Genomic DNA, 16,117 nt, shown 5'->3' with positions numbered 1-16,117 from the left:
TGGGGGGCACGGATCCGTGCCCCCCACCCATCCTCACGTCGCCGCGCCGGCCCCCTCCTCCTCCCGCGGAAGGAAGTCGTGCACAGAAGACCGTGACATTTGTCAGACGGACGGCCCCGGTCCGGGCGCGGACGCGCCGCGGCCCCCGACGGGTCGCCGTCCGTCGGGGGCCGCGGCGCGGTGCGCCGTCAGTGACGGCGCAGCCTGCCCAGGAGCCCGCGGCTGCGCGTGCGCCGACGGGGGTCCAGGGCGGCGCGCCGGGCCGTGTGGATGAGCCTGCGGCCCTGCGGGCTGCGGCTGAACCTCTTGATGCGCCTCATCAGTTGCGACATGACACCTCCTGTGTACCGGTTCCGGACGGGGACGGCGTGTCACGCCGGTCCGAGCCGATCGTGTGTGAACGCGTCTGCCCCGTGGGGCCGTTCCCATGTGCGTCGGTACGGGACGGTTCCTCCGCCGCCTCGTCGTCGAGGATGCCGCGCATGGCCTCGGCGGCGCGTACGGCGGCGTCCCCGCAGCAGTTGTTGAACAGCACGTGCACCTCGGCGGCGCGGTCGGCGAGCGCGCGGATCCGGGGTGCCCACTCGCGCAGTTCGGCCGCCGTGTAGTCGTGGCGGAAGCGGTCCTCCTTGCTGCCGGTCCCCCAGGCAGCACTGCGGCCGTGGAACCGTACGACGGAGAGGGCGGGGACGGTCACCGGCACGTCGGGCGTCAGCGAGCCCGCCAGGCCGCGGACCGTGTCGACGGCGACGGCGGCCAGGTCCAGGCCGCCGAGGAACGCCGCCGTGCGCGCCCGTTCGTCCTGCGCCCACCAGCCGGGGTGGCGGAACTCGACCGCCACCCGCCACCCGGCCGTCCGCTCCCGGCACTCCTCCAGGAAGGCGCGGACCTGCGCGCCGGGGGCCGCCCACGGGGGCAGCTGGAACAGCACCGCCCCCATGCGGCCCGCCTCGCGCAGCGGTTCGAGCGCCGCGCCGAAGCGGTGCCAGACCTCGTCGAGGAGGCCCGGGTCGGCGGTCGCGCCGCGCGCACGGCCGTGCCGCGCGAGCGCGGGCCGCAGGTCGGCGGGCACCGCGGCGGGACGCGTGGGGTGGCCGGTGAGCAGCGAGAACGCCTTCACGTCGAAGCGGAACCCGTCGGGGGTGCGCTCCGCCCACAGCCGGCTGTTGCGGACGCTGGGCAGGCCGTAGTAGGCGGAGTCCACCTCCACCACCGGGAACCGGTCCGCGTAGTGCCGCAGCCGTCCCTCCGCGTCCCGTCTCCCGGGCGGGTACCAGCCGCTGGAGACCAGGGCCGGGTCCGTCCACGAGCACGTTCCGACCATGATGTCGCCCATGGCCTGCCCTCCTCCCCTGCCCGGGGCGTCGTCGTCCCCGCCCGCGCGCGGGCGAGGAGGGGCCCCGGCCGCGTGAGCGGGGCGGCCGGGGCCCGTGGTCGGCGGGTTCGCCGGGTCGTCAGTCGGTGGACAGGGCCTCCAGCAGGTCGCCCACCTTCGGCTCGGGGAGCGCCCGGGCGACGTCGGCCTGGGCGACCATGCCGACGAGGTCGTGCCCGTCGATGACGGGGAGCCGGCGCACCTTGTGCTGCGTCATCGTGCGCAGGATCTCGTCCGCGTCGTCGTCGGCACCGATGGTCACCGCCTCGCCCTGGGCCAGTTCACCGGCCTTGCAGTCGGCCGGGTCCTTGCCCGCTCCGAGGACCTTCACGACGATGTCGCGGTCGGTGAGCATGCCCTTGAGCCTGTTGTCGGTCCCGCAGATGGGCAGGGCCCCCACACCGAGTTCCGTCATCTTCTTCGCGGCCTCGAGCACGGTCTCGTCCTCGCCGATGCACTCGGCGCCCTCGGTCATGATCTCTCGTGCCGTCGTCATGGTGTGACGATCCTCCTCCGTGTTGCGCCCTTGCACCCGGACCCGCCGGCGTCGTGGCCGGCGGGTGGGTCTCTGACGCAACACGGGTCCCCCGAGATCCGGTCCGACTAACCCTGTTCGGGGGGATTCGCAACCCGTTCGGCCGGTCGGCATGCTTCGGTACGGAGTGGGCACACGGACGTCCCCTAGTACGGAGGACGACGCCATGACCATGACGGAGCAGCCTCTCGGATGGCCGGCGGGACGCCGCCCCCCGAGAGGGACGTGCCCCTCCTGTGCGAAGAGCGCCGGACTCGCCGGAGCCCACCCCGCCGGGGCCGCGATACCCCTCGGGCCGGACCCGGCGGGCGCGCCCTGCGCGGACGGGCCCGCCACGGCGGCCGCCCTGATCGTCCCGGCCACCGCGGCGGCCGTGCCCGCGGAGGCGGAACGTGCCGCGGCGGCCGTGGGCGCGGAGGCGGAGTGCGCCGCGGAGCCCGATCCGCCGGAGACCGCGCGCGACCGGGTCAACCGCAGGTGGAACGAGATCCTGCAGGAGACGCGGGTGGCCCAGACGGGCGTGCAGATCCTCTTCGGCTTCCTGCTGAGCGTCGCGTTCACGCCCCTGTTCCGGGACCTGGCCATGGCCGACCGCGTGATCTACGTGATCACCGTGGTGCTGGGCGCGACCGCCACCGCCACCCTCATCGCGCCGGTGTCCCTGCACCGGTTCCTGTCGGGGCAGCGGATGAAGGACGAGATGGTCGGCACCGCGCACAAGCTGATGATGTGCGGCATGGTGTTGCTCGCTCTGACGATCGGCTGCACCCTGCTGCTCATCCTCCACGTCGTGGTGCCCGGACTCCTCGCCGACCTGCTGGTGGGCGGGGTGATGCTCTGGTTCGCGCTGTGCTGGTACGTCCTCCCCCTGTGGTTGCGCCGCCGATCCGCCCGGCGGTTCGCGCGGCGCTCTGTTCGAAGCTGAGAAAGGTGATTCGCGTGCGCAGTGTGGGTGTCGAGGAGGAGTTGTTGCTGGTGGACCGTCAGAACGGGGAGCCACGCGCCCTGTCTGCGGCGGTCCTGGCGGCGGCCTCACGCGACCCGTTGGGCAACGAGGAGGTGTTCGAGAGCGAGCTGCAGCGCCAGCAGCTGGAGTTCGCGACCAGTCCGCAGACGGACATGGGGGACCTGGAGGAGGAGATCCGCCGCTGGCGGGCGGAGGCGGCCCGGCACGCCGAGGGCGTCGACGCGTCCGTCGCGGCCCTGGCCACGTCGCCGCTGGAGGTGAGCCCCACCATCGGCACCAACCGGCGCCACCAGTGGCTGAAGGAGCACTTCGGTCTCACCGCGCAGGAGCAGCTGACGTGCGGCTGCCACGTCCACGTGTCGGTGGAGTCCGACGAGGAGGGCGTGGGCGTCCTGGACCGGATCCGCCCGTGGCTGCCCGTCCTGCTGGCGCTCAGCGCGAACTCGCCGTTCTGGCAGGGCGAGGACAGCGGCTACGGCAGCTACCGCAACCGGGTGTGGGGGCGCTGGCCGTCGGCCGGGCCCGTCGAGGTGTTCGGGTCGGCGGACCGGTACCACGAGCAGGTCGCCGACATGATCGCCAGTGGAGCGCTGCTCGACGAGGGCATGGTGTACTTCGACGCCCGCCTGTCGAAGGCGTACCCGACCGTCGAGATCCGGGTGGCGGACGTGTGCCTGGACCCGTCGACGACGGTCCTGCTGGCCACCCTGATCCGGGGCCTGGTGGAGACGGCCGCGCGGGAGTGGCGCGACGGGGTGCCGCCGGCGCGGCACGGCGTGGCCCTGCTGCGGCTGGCGAGCTGGCGGGCGGCCCGGTCGGGCCTGGAGGGGGAGCTGGTCCACCCGGTGACGATGCGCCCCGCCCCGGCGGAGGCGGTGGTGCGGGCCCTGTTCGACCACGTACGGGACGCGCTGGACGAGAACGGCGACACCGTGGCCGCCCAGAAGGCCCTCGCCGACCTCCTGGAGAACGGCAACGGCGCCCGCGTCCAGCGGCAGTTGCTGCACCGCACGGGCAGTCTGCGGTCCGTGGTGGCCGAGTGCGTCCGCCGCACCCTGGCCTGAGCCCCGGCACGGCGGCCCGGCCGGCGCCCGCGCCCCGCAGGGGGGGCGGGCGCCGAACACGGGGACGGCGCGGGTCGGGCGGCATCCGTACGGATGCCGCCCGACCCGCGCCGTCCCCGTTCTCCCGTACGGGAGGGGGGGTGCGCCGGCCGGCGGCGCACGGGCCGTCCCCGGTCCGGGGTCGGACCGGGGGCGGCGGGCTTCAGGAGGCCGGGCGGGACGGGGGCGGCGGCGTCTCCTCCGGCTTGCCGTTCTCGGCCTTCATCGCGGCGGCCTCGCTCTTGAGGATCCGGGCGGACTTGCCGAGGGAGCGCGCCACCTCGGGCAGCTTCTTGCTGCCGAAGAGGAGGACGACGACTCCGACCACGATGGCGAGGTGCCACACGCTGAACGTTCCCATGTTCCCTACCTTCCGACCGGGCCCCGCGCCGGAGCGCCTGTGGCCGTGACCCTTCGGATCGTAACCGCCGAACGTGTACGGCGGGCAAGGGGGCCGTCACGGAATCGCACAGGATCGCACGCGATCACACACCCCCGGCGGGGCGGGCGCCTGAGACGCCGGGAATTCCCCGCACGCCCGGGAATCACCCTATTAGTTGCCCAGGTAAAGTAATCGTCAAAACGCCCCCACCCAGCCACGCCCAAGGAGAGATCCACCGTGCACGCTCCACGGATGAGCAGTACGCCGTTGCCCGGCATCGGGGTCCGCTACGACCTCACGACCCGCGAGGACCGCCGCCTGTCGGTGGTCGCCGGGCGCGACGGGACCCGTGTGCTGAGCGCGTACCGGCGGGACGATCCGGACGAGTGCGCCCTGTCCGTGAAACTGACGGCCCCCGAGGCGGAGGCGCTGATCGACGCCCTCATGCCCTCGCACCACAGCCCCAGCCTCCTGTCGACGACGGACCTCGGGCTGGTGGCCGAGCGCATCGAGCTGTCCTCGACGTCGCACTGGTGCGGGCGGCACCTCGGGGAGACGCGGATGCGGACGGAGACGGGCGTGTCGATCGTCGCCGTCCTGCGCCGGGCCGACGCCATCCCCTCGCCGGGGCCGGACTTCCGGCTCGCCGGCGGGGACACCCTCATCGTCATCGGCACCCGCGAAGGCGTGGACGCCGCCGCCGCGATCCTCGGAAGGGAGTGATACGTGCACTCGTCCGCTGTCTTCCTGATCGAGTTCGGCGCGATCATCCTGGGCCTCGGCCTGCTGGGGCGCCTCGCCGGACGACTGAGGTTCTCCCCCATCCCCCTCTACCTGCTGGCGGGGCTGGCGTTCGGCACGGGCGGGCTGCTGCCGCTGGGCGCGAGCGAGGAGTTCGTGGCGATCGGCGCCGAGATCGGCGTCATCCTCCTGCTCCTCATGCTGGGCCTGGAGTACACCGCCACCGACCTGGTCACCAACCTCAGGACCCAGTACCCGGCCGGCCTGGTGGACGCCGCGCTGAACGCGCTGCCGGGCGCCGCCATGGCCCTGCTGCTGGGCTGGGGCCCGGTCGCGGCGGTCGTCCTGGCGGGGGTCACCTGGATCTCCTCCTCGGGCGTCATCGCGAAGGTCCTCGGCGACCTGGGCCGGCTCGGCAACCGGGAGACCCCGGTCGTGCTGAGCATCCTGGTCCTGGAGGACCTGGCGATGGCCGTGTACCTGCCGATCATCACCGCCCTGCTGGCCGGTGTCGGGCTGGCCGCGGGGAGCCTCACGCTCGCCGTCGCGCTCGGGGTGGCCGGTCTGGTCCTGTTCCTCGCGCTGCGCTTCGGGCGGCTGATCTCCCGCTTCGTGTCCAGCGACGATCCGGAGAAGCTCCTGCTGGTCGTACTGGGGCTGACGCTGCTGGTGGCGGGCATCGCCCAGCAGCTCCAGGTGTCCGCCGCGGTCGGCGCGTTCCTGGTCGGCATCGCCCTGTCCGGTGAGGTCGCGGAGGGCGCCCACAACCTGCTGAGCCCGCTGCGGGACCTGTTCGCCGCGGTGTTCTTCGTCTTCTTCGGCCTGCACACCGACCCCGCGAGCATCCCCCCGGTCCTCCTGCCGGCCCTCGCGCTGGCCGTGGTGACCGCCGGCACGAAGATCGCGACCGGGTACTGGGCGGCGAGGCGCGCCGGCATCTCCGTCAGGGGCCGCTGGCGGGCCGGCGGCACGCTGGTGGCGCGCGGGGAGTTCTCCATCGTCATCGCCGGGCTGGCCGTGACGGCCGGGATCGAGCCGTCCCTCGGGCCGCTGGCCACCGCGTACGTGCTGATCCTGGTCGTCCTGGGCCCGCTGACGGCCCGTTACACCGAGCCGGTCGCGACCCGGCTGGGCTCGCTCCGCCGCCGCACGGCGACGGCCGCGGCGCCCACGCCGCCGCGCGAGGAGATGCTCGACCCGGTCGAGGACGGCACGGCGGGCCGCGCCTGAACCACCCGCCCGGCGGGCCGCCGCGGGGCGCCCCGCCGGGCCGGGCGCCGCGGCCGGCCCGGCGAGGCGGTTCAGGCGCGGCCGAGCCACAGGTCGGGGCCGAACACCTCGTAGTGGACGGCCCGGGCGGGCACGCCGCGGCGCAGCAGTCCGCCGCGCACCGCGCGCAGGAACGGCAGCGGGCCGCACAGGTACGCGGTGAGGCCCTCCGGCAGGTCGAGCGCGGCCACGTCGGCCAGGCCGCGGGAGGCCTCCGCGTCCTCGCCCGGCTCCTCGTACCACAGGTGCAGCCGGGCGCCGGGGAGCGCCCGGACGAGGCGGCGGTGCTCCTCCCGGTGGGCGTGGTCGGCGGGGGTGCGGTCGGCGTGGACCACGGTCACCGGGCGGTCGGCCCCCGCGGCGGCGAGGTGGTGGAGCATGGACAGCATCGGCGTGCAGCCGATCCCGGCGGACGCCAGCAGCAGCGGCCCGTCGCCGTCCGGCAGGACGAGGTCGCCGAACGGCGCGGAGACGCCGAGGACGTCACCGGCGCGGACGTGCCCGTGCAGCCACGACGACACCTCCCCCTCCGGCCCGGCGCCGCCCCGGACGCGCTTGACGGTGATCCGCCACCGCGCGTCGCCGGGAGCGGAGGAGAGGCTGTACTGGCGTATCTGGCGGGCGCCGTCGGGCAGTTCGACCCGGACGCCGACGTACTGCCCCGGGCGGAACGCGCCGGCGGGCGTGCCGTCGGCGGGGCGCAGGACGAGGGACACCGCGTCGGCGGTCTCCTCGCGCCGCTCGACGACCTCCATCGGCCGCCACGTGGCGCCCTCGGCGGTGCCGGCCTCCTGCCGGAGCCGGGTCTCGACGGCGATCAGGGCGTTGGCCATCAGCCAGTAGACCTCGTCCCAGGCGGCGGCCACCTCCTCGGTCACGGCGTCGCCGAGGACGTCGGCGATGGCGGCGAAGAGGTGCCGGTGGACGAGCTCGTACTGCTCGGAGGTGACGCCGAGCGAGGCGTGCTTGTGGGCGATGCGGGAGAGCATCGCGTCCGGGCGGGTGCCGGGGTGTTCGAGCAGCAGGCCGGCGAAGGCGGCGATGGAACCGGCGAGCGCCTTGCGCTGGTCGCCGTTGGCCTGGTTGCCGCGGTTGAACAGATCCCGCAGGAGTTCGGGCCGGTCGGTGAACAGTTTCGCGTAGAACAGCTCGGTGATCTCCCCGATGGCGGCGCCGACGACGGGCAGGGTGGCGCGGATGACCGGGGCGGACTGCTCGGACAGCACGGTGGACTCCTCAAACAGGTAAGTGATCTTCGCATTAACGAAGACGGCCGGCGGCCCCGGCGCCGGGGCCGCCGGGGTGGGTCAGCCGGGGCGGCGGCCGAGGAGGCCGACGAGGACCGGCCCGGTGGGCGAGGACACCAGGTCGGCCACGGTCAGCGGGTCGAGCGCGGCGTAGAAGGCCTCCTGCGCGTCGCGCAACGCGGAACGCAGCCGGCACGCGGCGCGCAGCGGGCAGGGCGCCTCGCCCTCGCAGGCGACGACCTCCCCGTCCCCCTCCAGCTCCCTGACCAGCCAGCCGACCGAGGCCCCGCGCCCGAGCGGGGTCAGCGCCAGGCCGCCGCCGCGCCCCCGGCGGGCCTCCAGCACGCCGAGGTGCCGGAGCCGGGTGACCGCCTTCGCCATGTGGGCGGCGGGTACGCCCATGGCCTCGGCCACCTCGCGGGTGGTCGGCGATCCGTCCCCCTCGAGGACGGCGAGCCGCATGACGGCGCGCAGCGCCAGGTCCGTGAACTTCGTCAGCCTCACGCCCCGGGACGCTAGCAAAGACGCATTTCGGATGCGTGTTCAGGAGGCGGTTCGTCGACCGCCGCGGACCGGGACGCGGGGCCGGCGGCGGCTCCGCTCGCCCTCCGGTCCCCCGGGGGCCCGTTCGACCGGCCGATTGATTGATCAAACTGGCGTGTGGTTAGCATATGAGCACCGCCTAGCTCGAAAGATAAGCCTGTGACTGTCAAAGACGACTCGTTCACCAACTGGAAGACCCGCGAGGAGATCGCGGAGTCGATGATCCCGATGATCGGGAAGCTGCACCGGGAGCGGGACGTCACCGTCCTGCTCCACAGCCGGTCCTTGGTGAACAAGTCGGTGGTGAGCATCCTCAAGACGCACCGGTTCGCCCGGCAGATCGCCGGCGAGGAGCTGTCGGTCACCGAGACGCTGCCGTTCCTGCGGGCCCTCACCACGCTCGACCTCGGTCCCTCGCAGATCGACATCGGCATGCTCGCCGCGACGTACCGGGCCGACACCCGCGGCCTGTCGGTGGAGGAGTTCACCGCCGAGTCCGTGGCGGGCGCGACCGGCGCCGACAAGATCGAGCGCCGTGAGCCCCGCGACGTCGTCCTGTACGGCTTCGGCCGCATCGGCCGGCTCGTCGCCCGCCTGCTCATCGAGAAGACCGGCTCCGGCAACGGGCTGCGGCTGCGGGCCATCGTCGTGCGCCGGGGCGGTGACCAGGACATCGTCAAGCGCGCCTCGCTGCTGCGCCGGGACTCCATCCACGGCCAGTTCCAGGGCACGATCACCGTCGACGAGGCGACCAGCACCATCGTCGCCAACGGCAACGAGATCAAGGTGATCTACGCCAACGACCCGTCGGAGGTCGACTACACGGCGTACGGCATCAAGAACGCCATCCTCATCGACAACACGGGCAAGTGGCGCGACCGCGCCGGCCTGTCGCAGCACCTGCGGCCGGGCGTCGCCAAGGTCGTCCTGACCGCGCCGGGCAAGGGCGACGTCCCGAACATCGTCCACGGCGTCAACCACGACACGATCAAGCCGGACGAGACGGTCCTGTCCTGCGCGTCGTGCACCACCAACGCGATCGTCCCGCCGCTGAAGGCGATGGCGGACGAGTACGGCGTCCTGCGCGGCCACGTGGAGACCGTCCACTCGTTCACCAACGACCAGAACCTGCTGGACAACTACCACAAGGCCGACCGCCGCGGCCGCTCCGCGCCGCTCAACATGGTCATCACCGAGACCGGCGCCGCCTCCGCCGTCGCCAAGGCGCTGCCCGACCTCAAGGCGCCCATCACCGGCAGCTCGATCCGCGTCCCCGTCCCGGACGTCTCGATCGCCATCCTCTCCCTGCGCCTCGGCCGCGAGACCACCCGCGAGGAGGTCCTCGACTACCTCCGCAACGTGTCGCTGACCTCGCCGCTGAAGCGCCAGATCGACTTCATCACCGCCCCCGACGCGGTGTCGAGCGACTTCATCGGCTCGCGCCACGCGTCGATCGTGGACGCCGGCGCCACCAAGGTGGACGGCGACAACGCCATCCTCTACCTGTGGTACGACAACGAGTTCGGCTACTCCTGCCAGGTCATCCGCGTCGTGCAGCACGTCTCCGGGGTGGAGTACCCGACGTACCCGGCTCCGGCCGTCTGACCCCGACGGGCACCGTGCGCCGCCGCCCCGCCGTCCGCTCACCGGACGGCGGGGCGGCGCGTGCGTCAGGCGGGGCGCCGGGCGTGGACGTAGAGGTGCTCCTCGGGCTCCGCGTCGCGCCCGCGCGGGCGGTACACGGCCGTGTGGTGGTGGACGACCCGCAGCCCCGCCTCCTCCAGCAGCCTCAGGTGGTCCTGCGCGGAGAGGCTGCTGACGGTGACCTCGTGGCCCATCCACACGATGTCCAGCCCCCTGATGTCACCGGGCACCGTGGCCATCGCGAACGCCCCGCCCGGGGCGACCCAGGAGGCCGCCCGGGTCAGTGACCGGGCCACCTCGGGCTGGTCCATGACCAGCAGCGGGAAGAACGCGCACACCGCGTCGTACCCGCCCTCCGGTGCCTCGAAGGTCCGTACGTCGGCCTGTTCGAAGCGAGCGCCGGGCACCCGCTCCCGCGCGATCCGCACCATCTCGGCGGACACGTCGATCCCGGTGACCTCGCACCCGGCCCGCACCAGCCTCTCGGCCGTGGGGCGGCCGGTGCCGCTGCCCACGTCCAGCACGCGCGCCCCGGCCGGCAGGGAGCCGACGAGCCAGTCCAGGGCGGCGAGTTGGCCCGGGACGTCGGCGAAGGCCTCCTCGTAGCGCGCGCCCACCTCGTCGAAGACCTCGGCGGCGGACCTGCCGCGGGCCTGCGGCTCCTGGTTCACGCCCTCACCTCCGTGTCGCGGACGGGCCCTCGCCGGGACGGCGGGCCCTGATCGATAGGCCGGACCGTACCCCCCGCGAAGGGTGCCCGGCCAGGGGAACCGGCGGCGGGCGGTGCACGCTGTCAGTGGCGCTGGCTACCGTGTGCGGCATGATCGATGCCGAGGACGTCCGCCGTATCGCGCTGTCCTTCCCCGAGACGGTGGAGAAGGAAGCCTGGAGCATGCCCACCTTCCGCGTGGCGGGGAAGATGTACGTCACGATCCCCGACGACCAGACGTCGTTCGCCGTGCGCTGCCCCCGGCACGAGCGGACCGAGCTGATCGCCGCCGAGCCGGAGAAGTTCTGGGTGCCGCCGCACGAGGCGGGTTCGGCGTGGGTCCGGGTGCGGCTCGCCGCGCTGGAGGGCCCGGACGAACTGCGCGACATCCTCGTCGACTCCTGGCGGCAGGCCGCGCCGGACCACCTGGCCGACCAGCACCCCGACCTGCGGCCGGGCGTGGTGGCGGGCTGACGCGCCGCACCGGCGGGGCGGCCGCTCCGGGCGCCCCGCCCCGGCCGTGTCGTCCAATCGGCTGACACGCCGCCGCCGGCTTCCTAGAGTACGGATCCACTGACAGCTCCGGGGGGTGCCGTGAAACGGGCGGGTGGCAAGGACAGAATCGTCTTACTGTGCGTGTTCCTGGTGGTGCTGGGGAGCCCCTGGGCACGTGAAGCGCTGCTCGGCCTCCGGCCGGACGGCGGCTTCCTCCCCATGCTCCAGCGCGCGCTCCTCTCGCCCGGCTGGGAGCTGTCGCCGAGCTCCGACCCGTACCTGGGCGCCATGGACCTGCGGGGCAACATCGCCTTCGTCGGCCTGCTGGCCGGGACGGCCCTGCTGGTGCCCCGGCTGGTGGGAGGGGCGCCCGCCGGGCGCGGCGTCCGCTTCGCGGCCGCCCTCGGGACCGGGGTGCTCGTCTCGGTCATCGGCTCGGTGCTGTCGTGGGCGGCCGTCGCCACGTACGGGCCGCCCGCCGTCCTCCTCTTCGGCCGGGACGCGGAGGCGGTGCTCGCCTTGTTCCTCGTGGACGGCCTGGTCTTCGGCGTCCTGTTCGGCCTCCTCGTCGCCGCCGTGTACGCCGGGGCGGGCACGGCGGCAAGCACCTCGGACCGGGCGGCGTCCCCCACCCGTGAAGGGAGAACGCCCGTGGCCGACCCCTCCCCTGGCGTGGGGGACCCGCCGCGGTCCGTCGCGACCGGCACCGAGCCGGGTGACGCGACCCGCTACCTGTGCGCCGCCGCCTACACCGACCCGGCGTTCGCCCGCCGTGTGGTCGAGGGCGTGCTCGGGGACCGGTTGGGGGCGATCGCCGTGTCGCCCGGCGTCGACCTGGTGCCCGTGGCCCGGCACAGCCTGACGGCCCGCCGCCTCCGCCGCGAGCGGGACCGGCGGCTGGCGGTGGCGTTCGGCGTCATCGCGCTGGCCGGTCCGCTGTGGCTGCTGTTCGCCCGGCCGGCGCTGGGGTACCTGGGCGCCGCGGCCACGTCCCGCAGCAGGTACCCGGCCGAGCGGGGGCGGCACCTGCCGCACCCGTCCCCGTGGCGGCCGGCCGCCGCGGCCGGCCTCCTGCTCGTCGCGGGCGTGCTGATGGGGACGGCGCTGTCGGCGCTGCCGATGCCGGGCCTCCTGCGCTGGCTGACCGGCGGCTACGGGTACGGCGTGCCGCCGCTGCTCGCGGTGGTCGCGGGCGCCGGCCTGGCGCTGCGCACCGTGCTCGACGAGGAGGCGGACGTCGAGGCGCGGATGCGCGGTGCGCTGCGGCGCGGCGCGTTCGACCCGAACGGGCTGCCGAGGCCGGGCGCGGTGGAGCCGTGGGCGGCCGCCAGGATCGCGGCGGTGGCCGACGCCCAGCGGGGCAACGTCACCTGCTACAGCGGCTTCTCGCCGTTCGCCGGCTACGGCAGGCGGGAGTCGGAGTGGACGCTGTCGCTGCCGCTGCTGCCCGCCGACCCGGCCGCCGGCGACGCGCGGCGGGCACCGGCGGCGGTCACCGACTTCGACGCCTGGGACGTGGTGGAGCGGCTGCGCCACCGGCTCGCGAGGACGGCGGACGACATCCCCGTGCCCGCCGGCCACGGCCGGGCGGGCCTCGTCGTGGAGGACCGGGTGTTCGTCAGCGGCCGGGAACTGGCCGGTGACGGCCGGCTGCTCCCCGATCCGCTGCGCGCCCCCGCCACGCACCTGCCCGAGGAGGCCGTGCGGCAGATCGCGCTGCACCCGGACGGGGTGGCCCGGCACTTCCTGGTCAGCCACCTGCCGCTGTGGGGCGGCGAAGTGGTGCCCAGCCAGTTCCTGCACGTCGCGGTGGCGGGCAGGACGCTGCACCTGCGGTGCGAGCGGTTCGTCCTGGGGCCGGTACGGCGCGAGATGCACGCGGTCGACCTGCTGCCCCCGGCCGCCCTCACCGCGGGGAGCCGCCGCTCCCTGCTGCCCTCGGCGCTGCGGCGCACCGGCGGGGCCCTGTGGCGGGCGCCCCGGTCGTGCCTGGCCGACGCCCTCGCCGAGTACCGCAGGCCGCGCCGGCTGCGCAGCGAACTGCGGGCGGCCCGCGAGGACCCCGCCTTCGACCGGGGCGCGCGGCTGAGCATCCGCGAGGACGCCCAGGGACCCGAGTACTTCCACCACTTCCAGCGGGTGGACGCGCAGCGGACGCTGAACGCCCTCGACCGGCACGCCCTGGCCGCCGTCCGCGACTTCCTGGACGAGCACGGCGTGGACACGGCCGACTTCCGCACCCAGTCCCAGACGATCCTGAACCACGGCGTCCTGCAGACGGGCGGGGTGAGCGTCGTGGGGAACCAGGCGGTCGGCACCGGCGCCCAGGCGTCCGCCGGGTCGGCCACCGCCCAGGCCACCACCACCCAGGCCGCCACCGCCCAGGCCGCGGGTCCGCCGTCCGGCGGCACGGCCGAACGATGAGGAGGGGAACCGTGTCCCAGCAGGTCCAGCGGCCCGCCGACGAGCCGCCCCCGGGGTCCAACTTCGGTGTGCAGCAGTACGGCGGCCAGAGCAGCGTCGGCAACCAGGCCGTGGGCCCGAACGCCCGGGCGGACGCCGGCCGGGTCGCCGTCCAGGCCCCCCGCGCGGAGCAGCACGCCCGGGTCGACGAGCTGGTCCTGCTCGTCGAGCGGCTGCTGGAGGAGCACCGGGCGGAGCTGCCCGACCAGGAGGCGCCGCGGGTGGAGCTGCGCCGGCTGCGCGAGGAACTGGAGGAGGAGGCGCCCGAACCGGGGGTGGTGCGGCGCGCCCTGGACCGGCTGGCGGCCTTCGCCGAACCGGTGGCGCCGCTGGCGGCGGCCGTCGCGGAGCTGTCCCAGGCCGCCCAGTCCTTCTGACGCCCCGGCGGGCGTGCCGGGGCGTCGGGCCCGCACTGACCGGAGTCTGGTCCAGACCTCTTGACGAAAGGTCTGGACCAGAAGACTCTGAGGTTCCCGGCCGTGCCGAAGAAGGAGACGCCGAGATGGCACCTCGCGCAAGGAGAAGGCTTCTGGGCATGGGGCTCGCGATCGCGGGCCTCGTGCAGGCACTGGGCGGCGCGGCGGTGCCGGCGGCCGCGGCCCGCCCCTCCCCCGCCCCCGTCGGCGACGCCACCGCGGTCGCCACCTGCCCCCTCAAGCCGAAGCCCGCCGGCAAGGTCCTCCAGGGCTACTGGGAGAACTGGGACGGCGCCGCCAACGGCGTCCACCCGCCCTTCGGCTGGACCCCGATCACCGACCCCCGCATCCGCCAGCACGGCTACAACGTCGTCAACGCCGCCTTCCCGGTGATCCGTTCGGACGGCACCGTCCTGTGGGAGGACGGCATGGACAACACCGTGAAGGTGCCCACGCCGGCCGAGATGTGCGAGGCCAAGGCCGCCGGCCTGACGGTGCTGCTGTCGATCGGCGGCGCCACCGCCGGGATCGACCTCAACTCGACCGCCGTCGCCGACCGGTTCGTCGAGACGATCGTGCCGATCCTGAAGACGTACAACTTCGACGGGATCGACATCGACATCGAGACCGGCCTGGTCGGCAGCGGCACCATCGGCCGGCCGTCGACCTCCCAGGCCAACCTCATCCGCATCATCGACGGCGTCCTGGAGCGCATGCCGCCCGGCTTCGGCCTGACCATGGCCCCCGAGACCGCGTACGTCACCGGCGGCAGCGTCGTCTACGGCTCCATCTGGGGCGCCTACCTGCCGATCGTGAAGAAGTACGCGGACAACGGCCGCCTGTGGTGGCTCAACATGCAGTACTACAACGGCAGCATGTACGGCTGCTCCGGCGACTCGTACGCGGCGGGCACGGTCGCGGGCTTCACCGCGCAGACCGACTGCCTCGACCGGGGACTCGTCGTCCAGGGCACCACCGTCCGGGTCCCGTACGACAAGCAGGTCCCCGGCCTGCCCGCCCAGCCGGGCGCCGGCGGCGGCCACATGCAGCCGGGCACGGTCGCCCAGGCGTGGAACGCGTACGGCGGCAGGCTCAAGGGCCTGATGACGTGGTCGATCAACTGGGACGGTTCGAGGAACTGGACCTTCGGCGACAACGTCAGGGCGCTGCAGGGACGCTGAGCCTCACACGCCGGCGGGCACCGCGGGAAGCACCACTTCCCAGGTGTCCACGGCGAAGTGGGCGCGCATCCCGTGCGCCTCGTACAGGCGCAGCGCGCCGGACTCGTTGAGCGTGTCGACGCCGAGCCCGACGGTGTCCCGGCCGAGCGCGGCGTACGCGCCGAAGGCGTGCCGCAGCAGGTGGCCGGCGACACCGCGGCCGCGGTACGCCCGGCGCACGCCGATGTTGCCGATCCACGCCATGCTCTGCCGGTCGTTGCGCGAGTACAGCACGGCCGCGTCGTCCGCGCCGAGCGAGGCGATCCACACCAGCGACCAGTCGACGCGGCCGCCGCCGATGTCGTCGAGCCACTGCTCGTACGTGCGCGGCTGGTGGTCGAAGTGCTCGGCGAAGGTCTCCTGGATCAGGGCGTGGGCGCGCCGCCGGTCCGCCTCGTCGGCGCAGTCGCGCAGCACCAGGCCGGCCGGCGGCTCGGGGACCGCCCGATCGGCGTCGGACAGGGGGCGGGTCATCACGTGGTACCGCCGCACCCGGTCCCAGCCGCGCCGCGCCATCATGGCGAGGTCGGTCGTGGGCCGGGCGTTGAGGTGCAGGTGGAGGACGGCGCGGGAGGCGCCGTTGGCCCGCGCCCGCTCGGCGGCCCGCCGCTCGACCAGCGCGAGGAGCCGCTCGCCGGCGGCTTCGTGGCCGGGCAGGACGTAGTGGTCGGTGTCGACGCGCTCGGCGCCGGAGTCGTCCCACACCAGCGCGTACGCGACGAGCCGGCCGCCTTCGAAGGCGAGCCAGGAGTCCTCCCGCAGGTCGACCTCGGGGTGGGCGAGGTCGGTCTCGACGGCGTGCAGTTCGGTGTCGGGCCGGCCGGTCTCGATCGTGTCGATCTCGTTGAGCAGCGCGCATATCAGCGGCGCGTCACCGACGGTGGCCGGGCGTACGGTGAAGGGGTCCTCGGAGTGCATCAGGCCACTCTCGGCCCCGGTGGCACGCCCCGCAAACGATTTCCCGGCCCGTCCGGGGCGGCCCCGCCGGACGCGGGGGCGCCGCCGTGC

At 74.3% G+C, this 16,117-nt stretch carries 17 protein-coding genes; 9 read left to right on the top strand and 8 right to left on the bottom strand.

What is annotated here, in order from left to right; translation table 11 throughout:
• Window positions 1-188: 188 nt before the first annotated feature.
• The 3 genes from IE106_RS04645 to IE106_RS04635 form a co-directional block, all read right to left on the bottom strand.
• Complete coding sequence (locus IE106_RS04645; protein WP_189530117.1) at window positions 189-332, bottom strand: hypothetical protein; 144 nt, start codon at window positions 330-332, stop codon at window positions 189-191.
• The gene (locus IE106_RS04640) at window positions 320-1,336 is read right to left on the bottom strand and encodes a DUF72 domain-containing protein (protein WP_189530115.1); all 1,017 of its coding nucleotides are present in this window, start codon (window positions 1,334-1,336) and stop codon (window positions 320-322) included. The genes IE106_RS04645 and IE106_RS04640 overlap by 13 nt, the downstream gene beginning before the upstream one ends.
• 118 nt (window positions 1,337-1,454) lie before the next feature.
• The gene (locus tag IE106_RS04635; protein WP_189530113.1) at window positions 1,455-1,871 is read right to left on the bottom strand and encodes a CBS domain-containing protein; all 417 of its coding nucleotides are present in this window, start codon (window positions 1,869-1,871) and stop codon (window positions 1,455-1,457) included.
• A 445-nt stretch (window positions 1,872-2,316) separates the two neighbouring features.
• Between IE106_RS04635 and IE106_RS04630 the strand changes: the two genes are divergently transcribed.
• Window positions 2,317-2,835, top strand: coding sequence for a DUF6328 family protein (locus tag IE106_RS04630; protein ID WP_373295915.1), 519 nt, complete (start codon window positions 2,317-2,319; stop codon window positions 2,833-2,835).
• A gap of 14 nt (window positions 2,836-2,849) precedes the next feature.
• Window positions 2,850-3,941 (top strand): glutamate--cysteine ligase 2, encoded by a 1,092-nt coding sequence (locus IE106_RS04625; RefSeq protein ID WP_189530111.1) that lies wholly within the window; start codon window positions 2,850-2,852, stop codon window positions 3,939-3,941.
• Between the two features lie 202 nt (window positions 3,942-4,143).
• Here the strand turns inward: IE106_RS04625 and tatA are convergent, their stop codons facing one another.
• Window positions 4,144-4,341, bottom strand: a complete 198-nt coding sequence (gene tatA / locus IE106_RS04620; RefSeq protein WP_189530109.1) for a Sec-independent protein translocase subunit TatA — start codon at window positions 4,339-4,341, stop codon at window positions 4,144-4,146.
• 273 nt (window positions 4,342-4,614) lie between these two features.
• Here tatA and IE106_RS04615 point away from each other — a divergent pair, with 273 nt between their 5' ends.
• Together IE106_RS04615 and IE106_RS04610 are read left to right on the top strand one after the other, a co-directional pair.
• Window positions 4,615-5,085 (top strand): cation:proton antiporter regulatory subunit, encoded by a 471-nt coding sequence (locus IE106_RS04615; RefSeq protein ID WP_189530107.1) that lies wholly within the window; start codon window positions 4,615-4,617, stop codon window positions 5,083-5,085.
• Window positions 5,086-5,088: 3 nt separating this feature from the next.
• Window positions 5,089-6,333 (top strand): cation:proton antiporter, encoded by a 1,245-nt coding sequence (locus IE106_RS04610; protein WP_189530105.1) that lies wholly within the window; start codon window positions 5,089-5,091, stop codon window positions 6,331-6,333.
• 71 nt (window positions 6,334-6,404) lie between these two features.
• Here IE106_RS04610 and IE106_RS04605 read toward each other — a convergent pair whose 3' ends face one another.
• Window positions 6,405-7,598 (bottom strand): globin domain-containing protein, encoded by a 1,194-nt coding sequence (locus tag IE106_RS04605; protein ID WP_189530104.1) that lies wholly within the window; start codon window positions 7,596-7,598, stop codon window positions 6,405-6,407.
• Between the two features lie 81 nt (window positions 7,599-7,679).
• Window positions 7,680-8,123, bottom strand: a complete 444-nt coding sequence (locus IE106_RS04600; protein ID WP_189530102.1) for an RrF2 family transcriptional regulator — start codon at window positions 8,121-8,123, stop codon at window positions 7,680-7,682.
• A 198-nt stretch (window positions 8,124-8,321) separates the two neighbouring features.
• Here IE106_RS04600 and IE106_RS04595 point away from each other — a divergent pair, with 198 nt between their 5' ends.
• Window positions 8,322-9,767: a glyceraldehyde-3-phosphate dehydrogenase gene (locus IE106_RS04595; protein WP_189530100.1), complete on the top strand. Its 1,446-nt coding sequence runs from the start codon at window positions 8,322-8,324 to the stop codon at window positions 9,765-9,767.
• A 65-nt stretch (window positions 9,768-9,832) separates the two neighbouring features.
• Here IE106_RS04595 and IE106_RS04590 read toward each other — a convergent pair whose 3' ends face one another.
• Window positions 9,833-10,477, bottom strand: a complete 645-nt coding sequence (locus IE106_RS04590) for a class I SAM-dependent methyltransferase (RefSeq protein WP_189530098.1) — start codon at window positions 10,475-10,477, stop codon at window positions 9,833-9,835.
• A gap of 149 nt (window positions 10,478-10,626) precedes the next feature.
• Between IE106_RS04590 and IE106_RS04585 the strand changes: the two genes are divergently transcribed.
• The 4 genes from IE106_RS04585 (at window position 10,627) to IE106_RS04570 (ending at window position 15,070) form a co-directional block, all read left to right on the top strand.
• Window positions 10,627-10,989, top strand: a complete 363-nt coding sequence (locus tag IE106_RS04585) for an MmcQ/YjbR family DNA-binding protein (protein WP_189530096.1) — start codon at window positions 10,627-10,629, stop codon at window positions 10,987-10,989.
• Between the two features lie 162 nt (window positions 10,990-11,151).
• A complete protein-coding gene (locus IE106_RS04580; protein WP_229840040.1) occupies window positions 11,152-13,434 on the top strand; it encodes an AbeC-like domain-containing protein in 2,283 nt (760 codons plus the stop codon).
• An 11-nt stretch (window positions 13,435-13,445) separates the two neighbouring features.
• Complete coding sequence (locus IE106_RS04575) at window positions 13,446-13,850, top strand: DUF5955 family protein (RefSeq protein WP_229840039.1); 405 nt, start codon at window positions 13,446-13,448, stop codon at window positions 13,848-13,850.
• Window positions 13,851-14,008: 158 nt separating this feature from the next.
• Entirely contained in the window at window positions 14,009-15,070 is a 1,062-nt protein-coding gene (locus IE106_RS04570; RefSeq protein WP_373295900.1) for a chitinase, read from the top strand.
• Window positions 15,071-15,073: 3 nt separating this feature from the next.
• Here the strand turns inward: IE106_RS04570 and IE106_RS04565 are convergent, their stop codons facing one another.
• Window positions 15,074-16,027 (bottom strand): GNAT family N-acetyltransferase, encoded by a 954-nt coding sequence (locus tag IE106_RS04565; protein WP_189530090.1) that lies wholly within the window; start codon window positions 16,025-16,027, stop codon window positions 15,074-15,076.
• Window positions 16,028-16,117: the final 90 nt, after the last annotated feature.

This window comes from Streptomyces roseolilacinus (assembly GCF_014649335.1).
GTDB lineage: Bacteria > Actinomycetota > Actinomycetes > Streptomycetales > Streptomycetaceae > Streptomyces > Streptomyces roseolilacinus.
Note: the sequence above shows the minus strand (reverse complement) of the source record. Positions and strands in the feature narration are given on the sequence as shown.